This window comes from Winogradskyella schleiferi, from assembly GCF_013394655.1.
Lineage (GTDB): Bacteria > Bacteroidota > Bacteroidia > Flavobacteriales > Flavobacteriaceae > Winogradskyella > Winogradskyella schleiferi.
In genome coordinates, this window is sequence record NZ_CP053351.1 from 652890 (window position 1) to 671335 (window position 18446).

Annotated in this window: 12 protein-coding genes; 3 read left to right on the forward strand and 9 right to left on the reverse strand. The window is 35.5% G+C overall.

Features of this window, described 5'->3' with window-relative positions; translation table 11 throughout:
* Positions 1-16 precede the first annotated feature (16 nt).
* Positions 17-2791: a TonB-dependent receptor gene (locus HM990_RS02825; RefSeq protein ID WP_178987487.1), complete on the forward strand. Its 2775-nt coding sequence runs from the start codon at positions 17-19 to the stop codon at positions 2789-2791.
* Between the two features lie 98 nt (positions 2792-2889).
* On the opposite strand, the gene HM990_RS02830 is transcribed toward HM990_RS02825, so the two are convergent.
* The 5 genes from HM990_RS02830 to HM990_RS02850 form a co-directional block, all read right to left on the reverse strand.
* Complete coding sequence (locus HM990_RS02830; RefSeq protein WP_178987488.1) at positions 2890-4767, reverse strand: T9SS type A sorting domain-containing protein; 1878 nt, start codon at positions 4765-4767, stop codon at positions 2890-2892.
* Positions 4768-4981: 214 nt separating this feature from the next.
* On the reverse strand, positions 4982-5716 hold the full coding sequence (locus tag HM990_RS02835; RefSeq protein WP_178987489.1) for a T9SS type A sorting domain-containing protein: 735 nt from the start codon (positions 5714-5716) through the stop codon (positions 4982-4984).
* 122 nt (positions 5717-5838) lie between these two features.
* A complete protein-coding gene (locus HM990_RS02840) occupies positions 5839-7746 on the reverse strand; it encodes a T9SS-dependent choice-of-anchor J family protein (RefSeq protein ID WP_178987490.1) in 1908 nt (635 codons plus the stop codon).
* Positions 7747-7883: 137 nt separating this feature from the next.
* Positions 7884-9533, reverse strand: a complete 1650-nt coding sequence (locus tag HM990_RS02845) for a DUF6029 family protein (RefSeq protein WP_178987491.1) — start codon at positions 9531-9533, stop codon at positions 7884-7886.
* A 42-nt stretch (positions 9534-9575) separates the two neighbouring features.
* Positions 9576-10061: a TlpA family protein disulfide reductase gene (locus HM990_RS02850; RefSeq protein WP_178987492.1), complete on the reverse strand. Its 486-nt coding sequence runs from the start codon at positions 10059-10061 to the stop codon at positions 9576-9578.
* Between the two features lie 192 nt (positions 10062-10253).
* Here HM990_RS02850 and HM990_RS02855 point away from each other — a divergent pair, with 192 nt between their 5' ends.
* On the forward strand, positions 10254-11309 hold the full coding sequence (locus tag HM990_RS02855) for an Omp28-related outer membrane protein (protein ID WP_178987493.1): 1056 nt from the start codon (positions 10254-10256) through the stop codon (positions 11307-11309).
* Between the two features lie 84 nt (positions 11310-11393).
* On the opposite strand, the gene HM990_RS02860 is transcribed toward HM990_RS02855, so the two are convergent.
* Positions 11394-13106 (reverse strand): T9SS type A sorting domain-containing protein, encoded by a 1713-nt coding sequence (locus HM990_RS02860; protein WP_178987494.1) that lies wholly within the window; start codon positions 13104-13106, stop codon positions 11394-11396.
* A 147-nt stretch (positions 13107-13253) separates the two neighbouring features.
* The gene (gene pruA, locus HM990_RS02865) at positions 13254-14879 is read right to left on the reverse strand and encodes an L-glutamate gamma-semialdehyde dehydrogenase (protein ID WP_178987495.1); all 1626 of its coding nucleotides are present in this window, start codon (positions 14877-14879) and stop codon (positions 13254-13256) included.
* 683 nt (positions 14880-15562) lie between these two features.
* Here pruA and HM990_RS02870 point away from each other — a divergent pair.
* Complete coding sequence (locus HM990_RS02870; protein ID WP_178987496.1) at positions 15563-16570, forward strand: DUF6695 family protein; 1008 nt, start codon at positions 15563-15565, stop codon at positions 16568-16570.
* Here the strand turns inward: HM990_RS02870 and apaG are convergent.
* Both apaG and HM990_RS02880 read right to left on the reverse strand, forming a co-directional pair.
* The gene (gene apaG, locus HM990_RS02875) at positions 16567-16953 is read right to left on the reverse strand and encodes a Co2+/Mg2+ efflux protein ApaG (protein WP_178987497.1); all 387 of its coding nucleotides are present in this window, start codon (positions 16951-16953) and stop codon (positions 16567-16569) included. The two genes, HM990_RS02870 and apaG, sit on opposite strands and share 4 nt — an antisense overlap.
* A gap of 60 nt (positions 16954-17013) precedes the next feature.
* The gene (locus HM990_RS02880) at positions 17014-18390 is read right to left on the reverse strand and encodes a pyridoxal phosphate-dependent decarboxylase family protein (protein ID WP_178987498.1); all 1377 of its coding nucleotides are present in this window, start codon (positions 18388-18390) and stop codon (positions 17014-17016) included.
* Between the last annotated feature and the right edge of the window lie 56 nt (positions 18391-18446).

An 18446-nucleotide genomic window follows, 5' to 3' on the forward strand; every position in this document is an offset into this window, starting at 1 on the left:
TAAATAATCTAAACTTATGAAGAGAATTTTAGGGCTATTATGTTTCATAGTGGCAAGTAGTGCTTTTGGCCAAATTAAAATGACAGGTGTCGTTAAAGACAGTATTGGCACACCTTTAGAATTGGCCAACGTTATTGCCATTAATAAAGAATCGAATAGCTTAGAATCTTATGCCATTACTGATGCCAACGGAAAATATGTTATTTCGTTGGGTAGAAATGGCCAGTACAATATTCAGATAAGCTACATTGGTTTAAAATCTGTAGATGAAGTTGTTGAAACGAAAGAAGCGGATATTACCAAGGATTTTCAAATGATGTCGGATAGTGCGCTCGATGCCGTAGAGTTGACCTACGAAATGCCAGTGACTATAAAAGGAGATACCTTAATCTACAATGCGGATTCCTTTAAAAACGGAACGGAACGAAAACTTGAAGATGTTTTGAAGAAATTACCTGGAGTGGAAATAAATGCCGATGGTCAAATTGAGGTCGAAGGTCAGGTAGTCAATAAACTCATGGTCAATGGTAAGGATTTCTTTGACGGAGATTCTAAATTGGCGACAAAAAATATACCTTCAAACGCCGTGGATAAGGTTCAGGTGTTGCGCAATTATTCGGAAGTTGGTCAGTTAAAAGGCGTACAAAACAACCAGGATAATGTGGCCATTAATATCAAATTGAAAGAAGGAAAGGAAAATTTTTGGTTTGGAAATGTTACTGCAGGAGGCGGCGTGGCGCCTTCTCCAAATGACGAATTGTATTTGGTACAGCCCAAATTGTTTTACTACAGTCCAAAATATAGTATCAATGTTATTGGCGACCTCAATAATACTGGCGAAGTCGCACTTACAGGAAGAGATATTCGGAGTTTTGGTGGTGGTTTTCGATTGCCAAGTAACGATAGTGGAACGAGTATTAATCTAGGTAATAATGGGTTGGGTGGTTTAACTAACCTTGGAGATGCCCAGACTATCGAGTCAAAATTAGGGGCGCTTAACTTTAGTTATGCACCAAATAAGTCGTTAGACCTTAGCGGATTTGTAATTTATAATGCCAATAGACTAAGAACACGGCAAGAAAGTTTTGTACGTTATACAAATACCGATTTAGGGATTCCAAATGAAGAAACCGTACAAACAGGTAAAGAAGCTACCAATCAAGGTTTGGCAAAATTGAGCGCCAAATACCAACCCAATGCAAATAATCAGCTCGATTATGATATCCTTGCACGTATTTCGAGCGATTCTGAAAATCAGAATGAATTTTCTACTGTCGTTGGTAATACGAATCAATTAGATGAAGCAAAACCATATAGTATTAATCAGAATTTAAATTACTATTACACCTTAAACGAGACTAATATTTTTGCTTTTGAAGCACAACATTTAATAAAGGACGAAGATCCATTTTATAATGCCATTTTAGAAAATGATCCTACCAATAATGAAAATGGTTTTGATCCAGAAGATGACATACCAAATGAGGATGCCTTTGATGAAACAGCATTTGGTTTAGGTATAAATAGAGATCAGTTCGGTTATAACTTGAACCAAGAGCGTCGTATTAAATCAAGTCAATTGGATGCCAAATTAGATTATTACAATATTCTGAATTCAAAAAGTAATATCAACTTTACTTTAGGTACCATTTTGAGTACCCAGAAATTCAACTCAAATATTTTCCAGTTTTTGGATGATGGTTCAATGTTTGATCCTGTAGCAAGTTTAACCAATGAAGAAGGCGATGTATTGCGAAACGAAAATGACACCGAATATAACTTTAGTGATGTGTATCTCGGAGTTCATTATAGATTGAAATCAGGAAAATTTACCTTCACACCCGGATTTTCAGTACATGCCTATGGTAATAAAAACACGCAGTTTGGCACAACTTACGAGGATAATTTCATTAGAATATTACCCGATTTTGAAACCCGAATTCAATTTAAAAAGAGTGAACGATTGATTTTTCGATATAACATGAAAAATGCATTTACAGACGTTACTAGTTTAGCAGAAGGTTTAGTATTGAATAATTACAATAGTATTCAATACGGGGAACCAAACTTGCAGAATTCGTTATCGCACAATCTTAACTTGAGTTATTTTAGTTTTAACCTATTTAACTACACCAACGTTTTTGCCACATTAAACTATAATAAAAACATTGATCAGATTCGGTCTTTGACCAATTTTGATAATGTGATTAGAACTAGTAGTTATTTCAATTCTAATTTTGCGGATGAAAGCCTAAGTTTTATCGGACGTTTTCAGCGAACGTTTGGGAAGTTAAGAGCCAGTATCAGAGCGAACTATAGTTTTAGTAAAATCAATCAGTTTGTTCAAGGTGTAAGATCCGTAAATGAAAGTTTTTCACAAACCTATAGGCCAGAACTCAGCACCAATTTTAGAGAGGCACCAAATGTTAGTTTAAGATATGAGTATAGTGTTAGAAATAATAATCAAGGCGATAATGATACTCAGTTTATCACTAGTGCACCATCAATAGAATTTGACGCTTATATTTGGGATGCCCTAACTTTCAAAACTGATTATTCCTATACCAATCAAAGTAGTGATGTAGGACCTTCACAATCGTTTCAAACTTGGAATGCCAGTTTGGCCTACAGAAAAGATAGAGATGCTAAATGGGAATATGAAGTAAGAGCTTCTAACTTGTTGGATATAGATTCAGAAGTGAACAATGGCTCCAATAATATTTCGGTGTATAGTTCGGAAACATTTATTTTGCCTCGATTTGTGACTTTTAGGTTGACTTATACGCTTTAAGAATGATTCAAGTCTTAAGATTTCCGAAATTTCGAGTCTTTTGGATATAAAAAAAGCCTTCACATTTAACAAATTTAAAAGTGAAGGCTTACAATGTATTAGTTTTTAATAATGCGTTTGGTTATTTCTCTCTCTCCAGATTGAATCGAAATAAAATAACTTCCTTTAGAAAAAGGTTCTAGATCAATAGAAGTGGTATTCGTGTTTAGTGTTTTAAGTATTAATGTTTGCCCAAGCATATTAGTGATCTTTATTTCTTGCAAGATACTTTCAGATGCAATATAAATAGTGCCATTTGTTGGGTTCGGATATATTGAAAATAAATCACTATCTATATTATCAATACTTAGGGTTTCACTAAATGAAGTAACACTTGTATTGGTAATGATAGGCTCATTAAAATCAAAATAGATTTCAGCCGTATTCTCAAAAACCGTGTTTATATTATATCCAGCAGTCGGTTTAATTTTGAATTGTAAAAACCCATGGCTATTTGGTTCGTCATTGGTGCTATCAACTAAGTTGATATTCCGGAACTCCCATTCTAAATCTTGATCCATTTTTTTAAGTTGGTAAGAATGACTTGACGACAGCATTACCAAAGTTGAAGCATCCAGTTCATCCGTTAAGAAATCTTTAATCACCACATCTTTTGCGCTTGCGGTACCTGTATTTTGAAATCTTATAGTGTAGTAAAGATAGTTGTCTGTAGTAAAGTCATCATAGACAATTGAACCTGCGTGAGCTTCTAGTTTATCATTTGGATCAAAAGAACCGACGACTACGGTTTCTAAAACAAAATCATTGTCAGCAGAATTAATATCGCTAATACCGTCAGAAGAGATGTTTGCAGAAAAAGTTAGAATATCATTAATGTTGACGTCTGGTGGTGTATGTGTATTTAAGGTAATATCAACCGTTCTAGTTTCAAAGGAAGCAAGGTCTGCAAACGATATGGTTAGTGTGTTAGCCGTTTGTGTAGTATTTACATCAGAGGAACTTACAAATGTTGTATTGGCATCAAAAGTATATGTAATGACACCAGCTAGTATTTGTGATGTTCCCAGATTTTTGAATGTTATGCGTTGGTCAGTATCAAATCCAGGATTAGGCGAGTTTAAAGGCGTAATACTAATTGATAAATCATTGTAAGGAGATAAAACGTCTATAGGTATGTCGTAATTTGTAATTTCGCCAGATATCACATATTGATCGTCGATTATTGCAGATCCGGCAGCGTAATAACTTGAGAAACTTGAATCTATAATATATTCAAAGTCGTAACTATTATTAATATCGTTTTCAAAAATATAATAGTTACCTGTGTTATTTTCAAGAATCACTTCTTCGCCATCATTTACAGTATAGTTTATAGAACCATATGGAAAATCTACTTCATCATCATCTTTTATATCATTACCATTAGTATCTATAAAGGCGTTGAGGGTAAAACCTGTACAATCAACGGTGTCGAAGAAATTGGTGTTAGTCGTTTCCGTCATTTCAATGAATCCGGCCATAGAACTATAATTAGTAACCATAAGCATATAAACTTCACCGGGTTGTACGTTCGGCATTTCCACAGTTTCTACTGCTGAGACACTGAAACTACAATCTACAACGTTGTCTAAACTTAAGTATAAAGGATCACATGTAGTGTTATCAAAAGGTCCCCAAACAATAAAATCTACATCGAGTTGCTGTCCGCTACCATCCATGTTAGTAAATTGTGAAATCTGAAAATTTACATCGCCAGTTGTGGCAATAGGAATATAAAACCAGGTAGGATTTGGCTGTGAGCCTAGGCAATTATAATCAGGTCCTGTCTCAGCAAAAATATCGCCTGATGTATTAGGGAAAACGACACCAAAAGAACCACATAAAGATGTGGCATCGGCACAGCTGTTTTGTGCATTGCTATGAGAAAAAGAAAATAGTAGGAGGAATACAATTAGAGGGAAGTGAAATTTTTTCATAATGGATTGATTATATCTATTTGTAAGTAAGATACAAAAAAGCAGAAATGGTTGCGTGAAAAATCTTATTAATTTTTAATAATTGCTTGATATTTAGTGCTAACAACGTTGTTGTTCTAAGTTTGAAATAAATGATTTATAATGAAAATGAGAAATAAAAAAAACCGTCCTAAGAATAATTGGGACGGTTTGGTTATTATAAGAATGGTAGTGTTTATTGCTTAACTATTTTTTTAGTAATAGATTCGCCTTCATCGTTAGTAAAACGAATAATATAAGGTTGAGCTGATAAATCTGAAATATCAATTGTATCACCACCTGAAACAGTAGTTGCTTGTTTAACATTTCTTCCTAAGAGATCGTAAAAATTAGCAGTTAAATCTTCATTAGAAGATACATTAAGCTCGTTTATAACATTTGTTGGGTAAACTTTAATTTCAGATAATTGAGAGTCTTCAATACCAAGAGTAGGTTCGAAACTGTAATTTATAATAAGAGGCGTTCCAATTTCAGCACCTGCTGCATCAAATGCTTGATATCTGAATGTCCAACTCATTGCATCGGTTGTACCAGAGGCATGCTGATTCCATAAACTATTGCCTGCAACATTTGTTGCGCCAGCAGCAATAAGTGCTGGTGTACTTGGATAACCACTTCCAGTAGAAATACTATTTAAACAAACACCGGCAAAGCATAATTGATAGTTGTTTCCGTCGGTGTTGGTCATATTATCCACAAAGATTCGCATATAAATATCGTTAGCAGATGTGTTTATAACTTTGAATTTCCAATTGTAATCTGCAGCATAGTTTGAACCAGTTTCAGAGAATGCAATAGTTTCTCCATTTGTGATTAGTTGGTCCGAGTCAGTTTCCCGCAATTCAAATTGAGCAAATGAAATAAGGCAGACTAATGAAAACCCCATTAAAAGTAATTTTTTCTTCATCATATATAGTTTATTGAGCGTTAAAAAATTGGCATTATAGAAATCAAAGATACGGATTTTTATAATTAATAAAAAAAGGGAAGCAAATTTAACATGCTTCCCTTAATTATATAGTACTCTGTTTTTTAATTGTTTATTATAAATTTTGCACTATATGACGCATTACCATCATTGATGCTTATAATGTAATGCCCAGCGTTTAACTCCGACACAGGCAATTCTATATTTTGTGTTCCAAATATGCCTTCATAATTAGTGTTAATCACGGTTCTTCCTAACATATCCGTAACTGAAATGTTATAATCACCGCTACCACTTTGAAGAGCAATATTAATTTTGTCTGTTGCAGGATTTGGATACAATTTAATGGAATCAATTCCAGATACCTCTTCCACACTTAAAGCTTCAGAAATTGAACTTTGTTGTGCACTAACGATACTTCCGTCAGTAGCGTCAATTAATACGACAACAATATGCATATTAGAAGCTTCACTAGAAGCAGGTATTGTATATGTAAAGTCATAGCTAGCCACATCCCCTGAATTAATAACGGAAGGTACAGAGTTTACTTGTCCAGTGAATCCACCTAAAAGGGCTCTACCAACATGATCATAGACCATTTGCGCAGCAGGTACAGGATCAGGTAAGTTTTCATAACCTCCCATTGAACCTAAGCCTCCCCCTGAATAATAATTGACCTGAGCATAACCACTTCCTGTGCCTGTTACACCATCTTCAGATATTATAACTCCCAATCTAAAATTAGCAGCTGAAAAAGAGGTGTAAAATGAAGCGTTTGCCGTAATGTTCAGTGTATTTCCTATTTGAGTAGCGCCAGATGAAAGATCTACAGGAACAACTTCGTTAATTTGAGTGTCATAAGCTGCTTCCAAAGACGCTTGTGAGGGATCAACATCGGCAATTTTGCGATCAACTACACCACTAGGATAACCTCCAATATATTGGTTGATACCTGCATCATATGCTGCAACTGCCATTGGATCTGAATTATGTACTGCAACTGCAACAACCGTATTAGGATATGTAGAAGCCATGTAATCCATGCCTAAAGCACCTCTAGGACAAAAACCGCACCATGTACCTGTGGCTTCTTCAATAAATACCGCTTTTGTACCTGACTGTGTCATTGTATTAAACATTGCAGATAACGAATTATTTGTTGGATTTGAATCCGCTACGCCGTTTACTGCAGTAATCGTAACATCAATATTAGTTTCTACCGTAGAAGCATAATTGATGAAATCTGGATGACTAACTGTTGCCGTGCCGCCACCTGCTATGCTTGTCGCTATTGTAGCTGAATTGGTTGAAGTTCCGTCTGTCCAACTCACTTCAAGAGAAGTTATAGTGTTACCTCCAGTATTATTGACTAACAGATTTAGGGTATAGTCAGTATTTACTAAACCGTACCTTGGCAATTCTGTGCTAACCAATTCGGCATCATTATCTCCAATAGTTTTTACTGTGACATCATCAATATTCAAACGAAATTGATCTGATACGTTGTGGTGTCTGAATGCAATATAAACTGTTTGTCCTACAAACGAGGTTATTTCTAAATTTCTACTTACATAACCATTTGAAGTTCCGACTATCTCGTTAAAGGTAGTGCTGGAAGCTCCAAGTGTTGCAATATCTGATGCTGTTCCTACATAAACCGTATAATTTTCATTTGCCCAACTTTGGTCCTGTCCATAAGCTTTCCATTCTAGAAAAACATTTCCGGAAGCACTTGTTAAATCAATAGCTGGAGATACCATCCAATTGTCTGGACTTAACGCACCAGAAGGAACTTCAGTATTTGGGTTCCAAGATGCCGAGGAAGCATGTTCATTTTGCACTCCATCACTATAGTTTCTAACCATCCAATTAGATGTGTCATTATCCGAATCGGTTAAAGTCCAACTGCTTAAATTACCAGAAGAGAAATCATCAGAAAAATAAGTTTGCGCAGCAGTGATTTGGGTAAAAGCAAAACAAAGTGCAAATGCGAGAGTAATTTTTTTAATCATAGTGTTAGTTGTGTTAAGTTAATGTTATAAATAACGGTTTGAAGATAACTAAATCACTATTTATCACAAAGATATGGCACATAAAAAAACGATATTTAGACCTAAATACCGTTTAAATACATTTTTTTCAGATAAAATTAAAACGCAACAGTAAGATTGGCACTAAGACCTGTATTTTCTGGTACAAATCTACAAACGCCACCAATACAAATAAGTCCACCACGCTGTCTGCCGTAGTTAATGCCTAATCTGGTATTGCCTTTACTGTAACTTCCGCCTACACTGTAATAATGTATTTTGTCAATGCCGCCGTAATTCCAGTTGTCTGCGGCGTAAATCGCTAGACGCGTATTGAAGTTGTATTCTAAAACGCCTGCAGCCCAATTTTTACGATCGTCTTCGCTCCAAAGATGCTGAGCAACCATACGCAAGGCTTTGCCGTCGTTGAATCGTTTTGTGGTTTCTATAACGCCTATATTTGCCAGAATAGATGTGTTGCCCAATGGGCCACCTTCTACAATACCTTTATCAACAATTACATTTTGGTAGGTCAATACAGAGCTCCATTCTTTAGACCATTTCTTCTTTATTTCAAGATTGAAATCCCTAAATAATTGATGTCCCTTACCAATAAATTTAGCTTTGTACCATCTGTTTTCAATATTGTATTCAGCGTCCAGTCCTCCCCAATAAGAGAAGTTCATGGCTAACTTTGTGCCATATCTTCCGCCTAAAGCAGATCCTTTTTTAAAGGTATAATACAAATCAAATTGTGTACCTACTTCACCTGCACGTTGGTCAAACGATTCTATGATCAATCTTGGTTGTGGATTATAAACGTAAATATTGGTCAGCAAATAATCTTGTTGCTTGGTGAGACCAGGTACATAATTGATGACTTGTTGATTAAAAATATTTCCTTCAGCCAAACGGTCTGAGAAAAAACTGAAATTTTCCAAACGTCTAAAAGTGGCGTTGATACCTAATCCTTTTTGTGCATAACCAGCATTAACTTGCAAGGCAGTTCCGTCATATAATTTGTTAGACGCTATCTGTCCTTCATTTGCAACAACATCTGGATCTTTAATAATGGCTTCGACGCCAGCATAAAAATTGTCAATTATAAAATCTAATCGTCCTCCATAAGCGCCAACAGTCGTTGGTATGGCCTCTACACCATTAGTATCTTGGTTTCTGCCCACATAGCTGGCTCCAAGTTGTATGTCAATAGATTCAATATCTAGGGCTCCGCTTAGGCTTAAATCGGCATCTAAACCTTGAATGGTGCCTTCGGACTCTTCAAATCCATAGCGCTGTTTTCCAAACACGGCTTTTAGACTCAAGTCTTTTGTTGCATCAAACTTTATATTTAATCCTTTGAAGGCATTGTTTAGACCCAATTGACGGTCTTCCCAAGAACGAAGAATTAAACCGCTACCAAACTGTTCGTAGAAATAGCCGCCTGTGATGTCTAAACTTTCGTCCTTATAATTAAAATAATAGGTGGCTACATTATTTTGGTTGTCATAGATTGGATCGTAGCCTAATAATGCCGATGGTAAATAAGATTCGTATTGAACTCCAGCCGTAAATTTTCCAAGATTGTAATTCAAAAGAATATAGTTATTGGCTCTAAACTGATCTTCTGGAGCCAGGAAATTAATGCCTTCGTCCGTTTGAAGCCATTGCGAATTGGATTCTAAGCCGCCATAAAAATAGCCAGTCTCTTGTGCGTTACTAAAATAAATTTGAAATAATACAGCAGTTAGAAAAAGTAATTTTTTCATTGTAATTGGTTGTTAGCAGAAATAGTTGAGGGAGTAGAAGGTTTATTTAGACAGTTCCTTTATCTTTTCATAGAGTTCTAATTCGGCACCAGGACTGTAACCGGAATGTTCATAAACAATTTTATTATTTTTTACCAAAATGGTAAGTGGAATACTTGACGCATTTAGCGCGCGTTTTAAATCATTGTTGGTGTCTAACAAAACCGTATAATCCCAGCCTTTGCCATTTACCATAGATTTTACACGCTTAACGGTTCTGCTATCATCAACTGAAACCGCAAGGAGTTCTACATTAGTTTCTTCTTGCCATTCATCATAGATGTCGTTAATGGCATCTAGCTCTTTTAAGCAAGGTACACACCAAGTTGCCCAAAGGGAAATGATCGTAACCCCATCTTTATTGGTAGCATCTGTTAATGCTATCGTTTTTCCATCGATAGAAGTGACATCGAGATTAGGAAGATCGTTTTGAGCCATAGTGCTAAAGCTAAACAGACTTAAGCAAAACATTAAAATCAGGTTTTTCATGTGTATATATTTATTGTTTTATTAACTGTCACATGCAGTTCGCTATTAATCAATTTTTCATAACAACAAGTTTAGCATGCTCGGGTCATAATAAAATTTCGAGATTTTGTTGCACAATATTAGTTAAATTATTTACAAATGTAGTGATGTACTAAAAATTAATTAATTTAGCAAAAAAACAATATAATTGCTATGATTTCAAAAAAAGTGCCAAAGTTACTATTCTTACTACTTGTACTAATTAGTGTTTCCTGCAGTAAAACAGAAGAAAACGTGCCGTTAACATCACCAACGGCTCAAATAGATGTTGATAAGTTAGTAAGAAAAGCGTCATTGGTCAATCAAGAAATTCCATTTAAAATTATAAATGAAGTAGGTGAGGATGTAACCAGTTCAGCTACATTTTATGTTGATGGAGAGGCGATTGAAGGAAGTGTATTCGCATCTGGTGTTATTGGAGATTTCGAAGTTTATGGCATTTATATGGATGATGGCGTAGAAGTGACTACAAATACAGAGTCGTTTAGTGTTATTATACCCAAAAGAAAGATAGTAGTTGAAGATTACACAGGTACCTGGTGTGGTTTCTGTCCAAGGGTTGCAGGCGCTTTGAACTCTTTAAAAGAGGAAACGGATTTTATTACCGTTATCGCTATTCACGAAACGGCAAACAGCTTTCCAGATCCTATGCATTTTGATCAAGTACAATTGCTAAAAGATGCTTTTGGTATTGAAGGTTTCCCTGCAGCTAAAGTAAATAGAACAATGGAGTGGCAAACGCCTCATCCTAATAGTGTAGTTACCAGTATGGCTGGTTTAGATACTAATTTAGCTTTGGCTATAAATTCTGAATTAGTTGGAAACGAACTGACTGTACAGATAAATGTGGTATATGAAGAAGGGTCTGTTGAAGGCGATAAGCTTGTGGTATATTTGCTTGAAGATGGGATTCTTAACGATCAAGTCAACTATTACAATGCAGATACCACGAGTCCGTATTTTAATGCAGGAGATCCAATTCCAGATTTTGAGCATAACGAAACCCTGAGAAACGCATTATCTAGTGTTTTGGGAGATCCAATTCCTGTTACAGCTGCATTAACTGAATATATAACATCTTTTACCATTACTGTGCCTTCAGAATATGTAATGGATAACTTGAATATTGCAGCTATGGTTGTTGATTCGAACAATACGGCTAAAAATTCTCAGCACGCTCATGTCGGTGATGACAAGCCATATGAATAGAAATTTGTAAATATTAACTTATAAATAGAAAACCTGAACAAATTGAATCGTTCAGGTTTTTTATATTATTAATTTTTGAAGCCTTTATTTATTAACTATAAATTTTGTCGTAAATGTTTCATTATTATCTCCTTTAACATTCAAAATATAAAATCCAGAGGTTAGATTTAAAGGAATTATCGTTCTAGTATTTAAATCTGCATTGGATTTATAAACCATTTTCCCAGTTAAATCAGAAATACTAATATTGACATTGGTATGAGCATTAGAACTCAAAATCAATTCATCAATCACAGGATTTTTTTCTAATTGAACGGTAAAGAATTCATTATTTGAAACACTTAAAGGAGGATTCAGAATTTCGTTTAATGCAAAAGCCACATTAGCCGCTGTTAATTGTACATGCGGTTCGTTATCGTCTGGTAAAAACGTGTTCGCAAAAGGAGTGTCATTGGTGGTGCTTCGACCTGCGATGTCTATATCGTGGTGCCAATTAATATCGTCGCCTGTAGCTTCCTCAGTAATATCGAGAGCCAAAGCACTTACCGAAGGTATATAGCTAAACTTATCAATTTGCAATGCCGCTAAAAAGTCGGCGCCAATACCTCCTCCTCCAGAAATACCACCTGTTAAAGCAGAAATATCAAACAATCCACCTGGAGCTGAATCCACACCATCAAAATTTGTAGTGCCAGAATTGGCTATAGCTTCAACATCAGGAAAAATTGGGATAGGTGCAAAAAAACGGCTGACTTGCTGTGAAGCTCCTGCAGCAGGTGTCATATTAATATCAATTTCCACATTAATTGTGACGTCTCCAAAGGGACTAGGCACCGTGACAGGAAGCACTGTGCTTACTATTGGAAAACCGTTCGTAACAATAGTTCCGCTGTCTCCAATGGCAAAATAAGGATTGCCAATGCCACTGCCATTTATAATAGCAACATTGCGCGTATTTTGAGGGAATCCACCAGTGACCAATCCGTTAATATTACTTTCAAATTGCGTTCTAAAAGGATGTGGTTCTGGAAGCGTTAAATTCGGGTCAAAATCAACCAGGCTTCCGCTGACGAGATGTGATTCAAAATGATCAATCAATAGTTGCCTTGAGGCAGGAGAATTCAATAATGTAGTGATTATGGATTGTACTTCAGGTACAGGATTCAAATCGTTAAACGCTAAATAGTTGAGTTGATGTTGAAGGCCAATTGGTACATTTGCGCCATGATGTGGTGCATCAAAAGAGATGTAAAGTCTGGTGTCTGCATCCAAGGCATTGGCTTCCATATAATTTAAGGCGTATCGTGAAATCAAACCTCCCATACTCGGACCGATAATTACATTTTGTTCAGGACTGTTAGATGCTTTGGCCGTGTTAACAATGTTTAGTAACTCAACTAAGAGCATGGCATTTCGCTCCATAAAATCGGTACCTCCATCAATAATGGCAGCGTCTGCGGATCTTGTATACACAGGAAAATTTAAGATGATAATATCAAAACCGAGAGCACGCAATTGGTCTGCTAGGTTTTCTGTGCCAGAAGTGCCAGCAAAATCCAATAGGTTATAAATGCCATTAATGGTTCTGGTGTCTCCAGTATCAAAACCATCGACTAAAATAATTGGTTTGTCCAAAATAGCATCAGGACTCAAAAACATCTGATATTCTCCTTCGCCTGGATAGTTGGTAGCTTCTCCATAAGCCGATAAATCTGGTGTGATAGCAGATGTGAAAGTGGTCTGGGCAATTAAGAGTGTCGGTAAGAGTAAAAGGAAAGCAAAGTAATTTTTTTTCATAACGGCAGAATTTACATTAATAGAATGAAAAGATACAAAGTTTACTTTAGTGATGGTATATTTTTAAGGTCATTTCTTTAAAGCGCAAAAAAAATCCTTAAAAGCATAATGCAATTAAGGATTTGTTTTTCAGTATTTTAATGGGTCTTAACCCAAAAACGGGTATCTATAATCTGTAGGCGTTACAAAAGTTTCCTTGATTAACCTTGGAGATACCCAACGCAATAAATTTTGGGCGCTACCAGCTTTATCGTTTGTTCCAGATGCTCTTGCTCCACCGAATGGTTGTTGACCAACAACTGCTCCAGTTGGTTTGTCATTAATATAGAAGTTACCCGCTGAATTTTGAAGTGCTTTTGTGGCTTCTTCAACAGCGTAACGGCAAGTTGATAAAATCGCTCCAGTTAAGGCATATTCACTCGTTTCGTCCACTAGTTTTAAAGTTTCAGAATAATCCTCATCTTCATAAACATATATCGTAATTACAGGACCGAACAATTCAGTACACATTGTTGTGTATTTTGGATTCGACGTTACAATAACAGTAGGTTCAATAAAATAACCTTTAGATTTATCATAGTTTCCACCAGCAATGATTTCGGCATCACTATCAGATTTTGCTTCGTCAATATACTTTGCCAATTTATCGAAAGAACCTTCGTGGATTACGGCTGTAATAAAATTGCCCATATCTTCAGGAGAGCCCATTTTGAAAGATTCAATATCCTCTAGTACATATTTTTTCACGTCAGCCCAAATACCTTTAGGTATATAAGCTCGAGATGCAGCACTACATTTTTGACCTTGAAATTCAAATGCGCCACGGGAAATTGCAGTAGCTACTTGCTTTGCATTTGCCGATTTGTGAGCAACGATAAAATCCTTTCCTCCAGTTTCACCCACGATTCTTGGGTAGGTTTTATAGTTATGGATATTGTTTCCAATCTGTTTCCATAATTCCTTAAACACTTGAGTAGAACCTGTAAAATGTAAACCAGAAAAGTCTGGGCTGGCTAAAACCGTATTTGTAATCATTTTAGGATCACCAAAAACAACATTGATAACGCCATCTGGCACACCAGCTTCTTTAAAAATATCCATAATAACTTTTGCAGAATATACTTGGCTATCACTTGGCTTCCAAACCACAACATTACCCATTAATGCCATACAAGCCGGTAAATTTCCGGCTATAGCTGTAAAATTAAAAGGCGTTACTGCATAAGTGAACCCTTCAAGTGGTCTGTACTCAACGCGGTTCCAAGCATCACTTGTGCTTTCTGGTTGTTCCATATAAATGTCCGACATAAACTGAACATTGAAACGTAAGAAATCAATCAATTCACAAGCCGCATCAATTTCAGCTTGATAAATATTTTTGGATTGTGCAAGCATAGTTGCCGCATTAATCTTTGCTCTATATGGACCTGCAATTAACTCAGCTGCTTTTAAAAATACGCCAGCACGTTGTTCCCATGGCATTTGCGACCAAGCTTTGCGTGCTTCTAATGCTGTGGAAATTGCCTCTTCAACATGTTTCTGTTCTGCCAAATGATATTCACCCACAACGTGCTGATGGTCGTGCGGTGGAGACATAGTTCTGGTGTTTCCAGTTTTTACATCTTTACCATTTATGTACATTGGGACTTCAACTTTACTGTTGAACATTGATTTGTAAGTGTCAAGAACTTCTTTTCGTTCTGGCGAACCAGGTGCATAAGATTTTACAGGTTCATTGACTGCTACAGGTACATTAAAGAATCCTTTTCCCATAATATATTTGATTTTTTTAGTTTAAAATTTGAAAGTGCAAAGTTACAATTTTTATAAGAGATTATTTCTTTCAAACGTTATAGTTATGTGAAGATTAGAGAACTGATTTAAAGTTTTTTGATTGAAGCGAAAAAATAAAGATTTTTTACTCAATTGAAGAATTTTTATATCGGCATAGTATAGTTACGGAGTTTTAAAAAGACAAAAGGGAATGAGAAATAACGTTTCGCAGCCAATTGTATAAAGTTTAAGACAGTTCAGGCTTTAAATTTTTGTGAGTTGCCAATCGAAATTTCGACGTTTTTTAGAAGTAAATAACAAAAATTGAAAGTGTTTTATTTGTCAATTTCCCGAAGGGAAGAATTCGTGGTAAACCATGGGTATTTAGATGTAATATTGGATGGAATATTTATTATAGAATAATTCAATTTAACTTCATCATATTTCGCCACAAATCTCACGAATTATAACGAATTATCACGAATTCTTTCGTTCTTGGAAATTGTGTAATAAACAGTTGACTATCTATTTCAAAAATGAAAACAGACTTTCAGTCTGTTCCAAAAACGACAGGCATCCAGGATATTGATTTTGAGTTAACTTTTTCACAAATTAAAATTCGTGTATTCGTGGCAAATAAAACTCATGTTATTATTTTTGTCATGTATTAATCTCCTGTTTAAATGCCCAAAAATGATGCTTTTATTTTAGCACTTGCCTATCCTGATACTATCGTTAGAATATCTGAAGAGCGTATAGTCTCATATTTAAAGTATATAAATGTGGGTTGCGAAAATTATGTGCGTGCTGGTCATGCTGCTCTGGTGCTAATAGATAAGGAAACCGGAGATTTAGATTATTATGATTTTGGAAGATACACTTGCCCTCTAGGTTATGGACGAGTTCGAGGAAAAATAACAGATAATGAATTGGACTTCCCCTTGAAAGCAAAAATTGAAGATGGTCGTATTAACAATCTGAATGAAATTTTAAATTTTCTTGCTACAAATCCTGATCTTACTCATGGCGAAGGTAAACTGATTGGTTCAGTTTGTGATGCTGTAAATTATAAAAAGGCTAAAGACTATATCACACAATTGCAGAACGGAAACCCAGTAAGATATGGTGCATTTATAAAAAAGGCAAGCAATTGTTCGCGTTTTGTAACCGATACTTTAATTGCGTCGATTAATGATAATGAGAAAAAGAAACGTTTAATTAAATCAAAACGATTTACGCCGAGTACAATTAGTAATGTGATTATTGCTAATACTGAACACATGATTCATGAAGTGTCAGAATCTGGCCATATTACAGAATTTACATCGACCTTAAGAGCTGAGAATAAACGTTGTTTTTTAGATGAATTAAAAGATTTTGAGCCCAATTTAGTTGGAAATTTAGAGCCAAAACCTGTCAAGGAAATGGCGCAACATGCACAATGGTTGGAAGGAATTGGAGCCGGAGCGTGGTTTGAAATATATGATGTAAATAGTACTACTGAATTCCGATTTAGACGCATTTCGCCTTATGGAAATATAGACTGTGATGGCATTTATGAAATTGATTCAGATGGATTTGATATTAATTCAAGCTATCAATTTGTACATTATTCAAATTGCTCATTTTTTCATATAGAACAAAATGCAATACGGTATCGATTTGAATTCACTAAAAATTATGAATCTTAGTTGAGTGCAAAAGGTGCACTCAGCTTAAAAGAAGGAATATAAACCTTAAACTTATTGGCTTTTGTAAAGTTGACCATATTGTAGTGACCTTGCATGGCTCCAAAAGGCGATGTTAACAAACATCCGGAATTATAAGTATGTGATTCTCCTGGTTTTAATACTGGCTTTTTACCAATGACGCCTTCCCCTTCAATAATTTCTTCATTATTAAGCGCGTCGAGGATTTTCCAATGTCTGGAATTTAGTTGCACAGAATCTTTACTTTGGTTTTCAATAGTTACTTTATAACCAAAGGCGAAATGCACTTTATAATTTTTATAAAATGTGCCTTCAAAATTGGTTTCTACGGAAATTTTGATTCCGCTTGTAACTTGTTGTACCATGAATCGGGATTTGAGTATGCTAAAATAGCATAATTTTTGAAAGAAGGCCTATTTCTAACGTTAAGAAGTAGATAAATTTAACAAAGCGTTAGAAACTAAGGTCTCTAGAGTTTTAAAGAAATTGATAATATCTTTTTTCTCCAAAAGGCTGTTTATCGTTACCATTCGAACAAATTCGTCATTTTCAAAAGTACCATAGCCAACCATAAGCTCTGAGTTTTTGTACAATGCTGTACATAATTCATTAGCAGGAATACCTTTATAATTGAAACAAACTGAAATGGAATCATCAAAACTATAGAGTGTGTAATCTTGATGATTTCTGATATAGTCTCTAGCAATATCTGCCATTTCAAACTGTTTATCTACAATTTTTTCTAGACCTTGTGTGCCCACAGATTTCCATAAAGTCCAAATTTTTAAGGCATCATTTCGTCTTCCGCATTGCAATGAGGTTTTGCCTAGATTATAATCGTCTCCATCGGTTTGATAGAGATAATCCGCTTCGTTAGAAAACGAATGATGCAATTGATCTCTATGTTGCGTTACAATTACAGAACAGCTCAAAGGTGTGCCCAACATTTTGTGCGCATTCACACTAAATGAATTCGAAAGTTCCAAACCACGCACTAAATGTTTAAATCTGTTGCTAAAAATTACGCCTCCACAATAAGCGCCATCCACATGAAGCCATAAATTATTGGTCTTGCAGACCTTGCTAATCGCTTCAATATCATCAAAGGCACCAAGAACAGTTGTGCCTGCAGTGGCATTTACAAAGAAAGGTGTTAAGCCATTGCCAATATCTTTTAGAATCAGTTCTTCTAAATGTTCAACGCGCATTTCGCCTTTTGAATTGGTGTTTACTAAGCGTACTTGGTTTTTGCCAATACCTGTTAAAGCCGCATTTTTTGAAATGGAGTAATGTGATGCCGCAGATGTGTATAACGTCATTGGCTTAGATAAACCTTCTGCTCTTATGTGTTCATTTTTATGGTCTCTCGCCATAATCAACGCCATCATATTGCTCATGGATCCTCCAGGCGCCAAAGTGCCATCGCTATCATCGGTATAACCTGCTAATGCGCAAATATTCTTTAGAACTTGTTTTTCAATGCCAACCTGTGGGCCAGCAACTTTATAGGTGTACATGCTGTTATTGAACATCACAGCGAGCAAATCTCCCAATGTTGCTTTGCCAATTCTTCCTCCAAATAATTGATTGAAAAAAGATGTTGAAGCTGTTTTTGGTGTGCTTTTTATAAGGTCTTTTAAAATGACTATTAATTGATTGTCAATAATACCTTCAGGTTGAAGCGATAAATCAATTTGCTTGTATAATTCTGAAGTTGGGACAGGTTTCGCAACGGGTTGAGTAGTTTCTTCTTTGAAAAGTTCGTCGCACAATTCAGAAAATAGGGCAATATCATTTTGCATTATATGAATGATTTAATGGAATGAAAGTTGAATAAAACTAGTTTAATTTTTATGAG

Coding starts and splice junctions, on each gene's coding strand:
- HM990_RS02860 (WP_178987494.1), bottom strand. CDS start 13,106: ATGAAAAAAAATTACTTTGCTTTCCTTTTACTCTTACCGACACTCTTA.
- pruA (WP_178987495.1), bottom strand. CDS start 14,879: ATGGGAAAAGGATTCTTTAATGTACCTGTAGCAGTCAATGAACCTGTA.
- HM990_RS02840 (WP_178987490.1), bottom strand. CDS start 7,746: ATGATTAAAAAAATTACTCTCGCATTTGCACTTTGTTTTGCTTTTACC.
- HM990_RS02850 (WP_178987492.1), bottom strand. CDS start 10,061: ATGAAAAACCTGATTTTAATGTTTTGCTTAAGTCTGTTTAGCTTTAGC.
- HM990_RS02835 (WP_178987489.1), bottom strand. CDS start 5,716: ATGATGAAGAAAAAATTACTTTTAATGGGGTTTTCATTAGTCTGCCTT.
- HM990_RS02880 (WP_178987498.1), bottom strand. CDS start 18,390: ATGCAAAATGATATTGCCCTATTTTCTGAATTGTGCGACGAACTTTTC.
- HM990_RS02845 (WP_178987491.1), bottom strand. CDS start 9,533: ATGAAAAAATTACTTTTTCTAACTGCTGTATTATTTCAAATTTATTTT.
- apaG (WP_178987497.1), bottom strand. CDS start 16,953: ATGGTACAACAAGTTACAAGCGGAATCAAAATTTCCGTAGAAACCAAT.
- HM990_RS02870 (WP_178987496.1), top strand. CDS start 15,563: ATGCCCAAAAATGATGCTTTTATTTTAGCACTTGCCTATCCTGATACT.
- HM990_RS02855 (WP_178987493.1), top strand. CDS start 10,254: ATGATTTCAAAAAAAGTGCCAAAGTTACTATTCTTACTACTTGTACTA.
- HM990_RS02830 (WP_178987488.1), bottom strand. CDS start 4,767: ATGAAAAAATTTCACTTCCCTCTAATTGTATTCCTCCTACTATTTTCT.
- HM990_RS02825 (WP_178987487.1), top strand. CDS start 17: ATGAAGAGAATTTTAGGGCTATTATGTTTCATAGTGGCAAGTAGTGCT.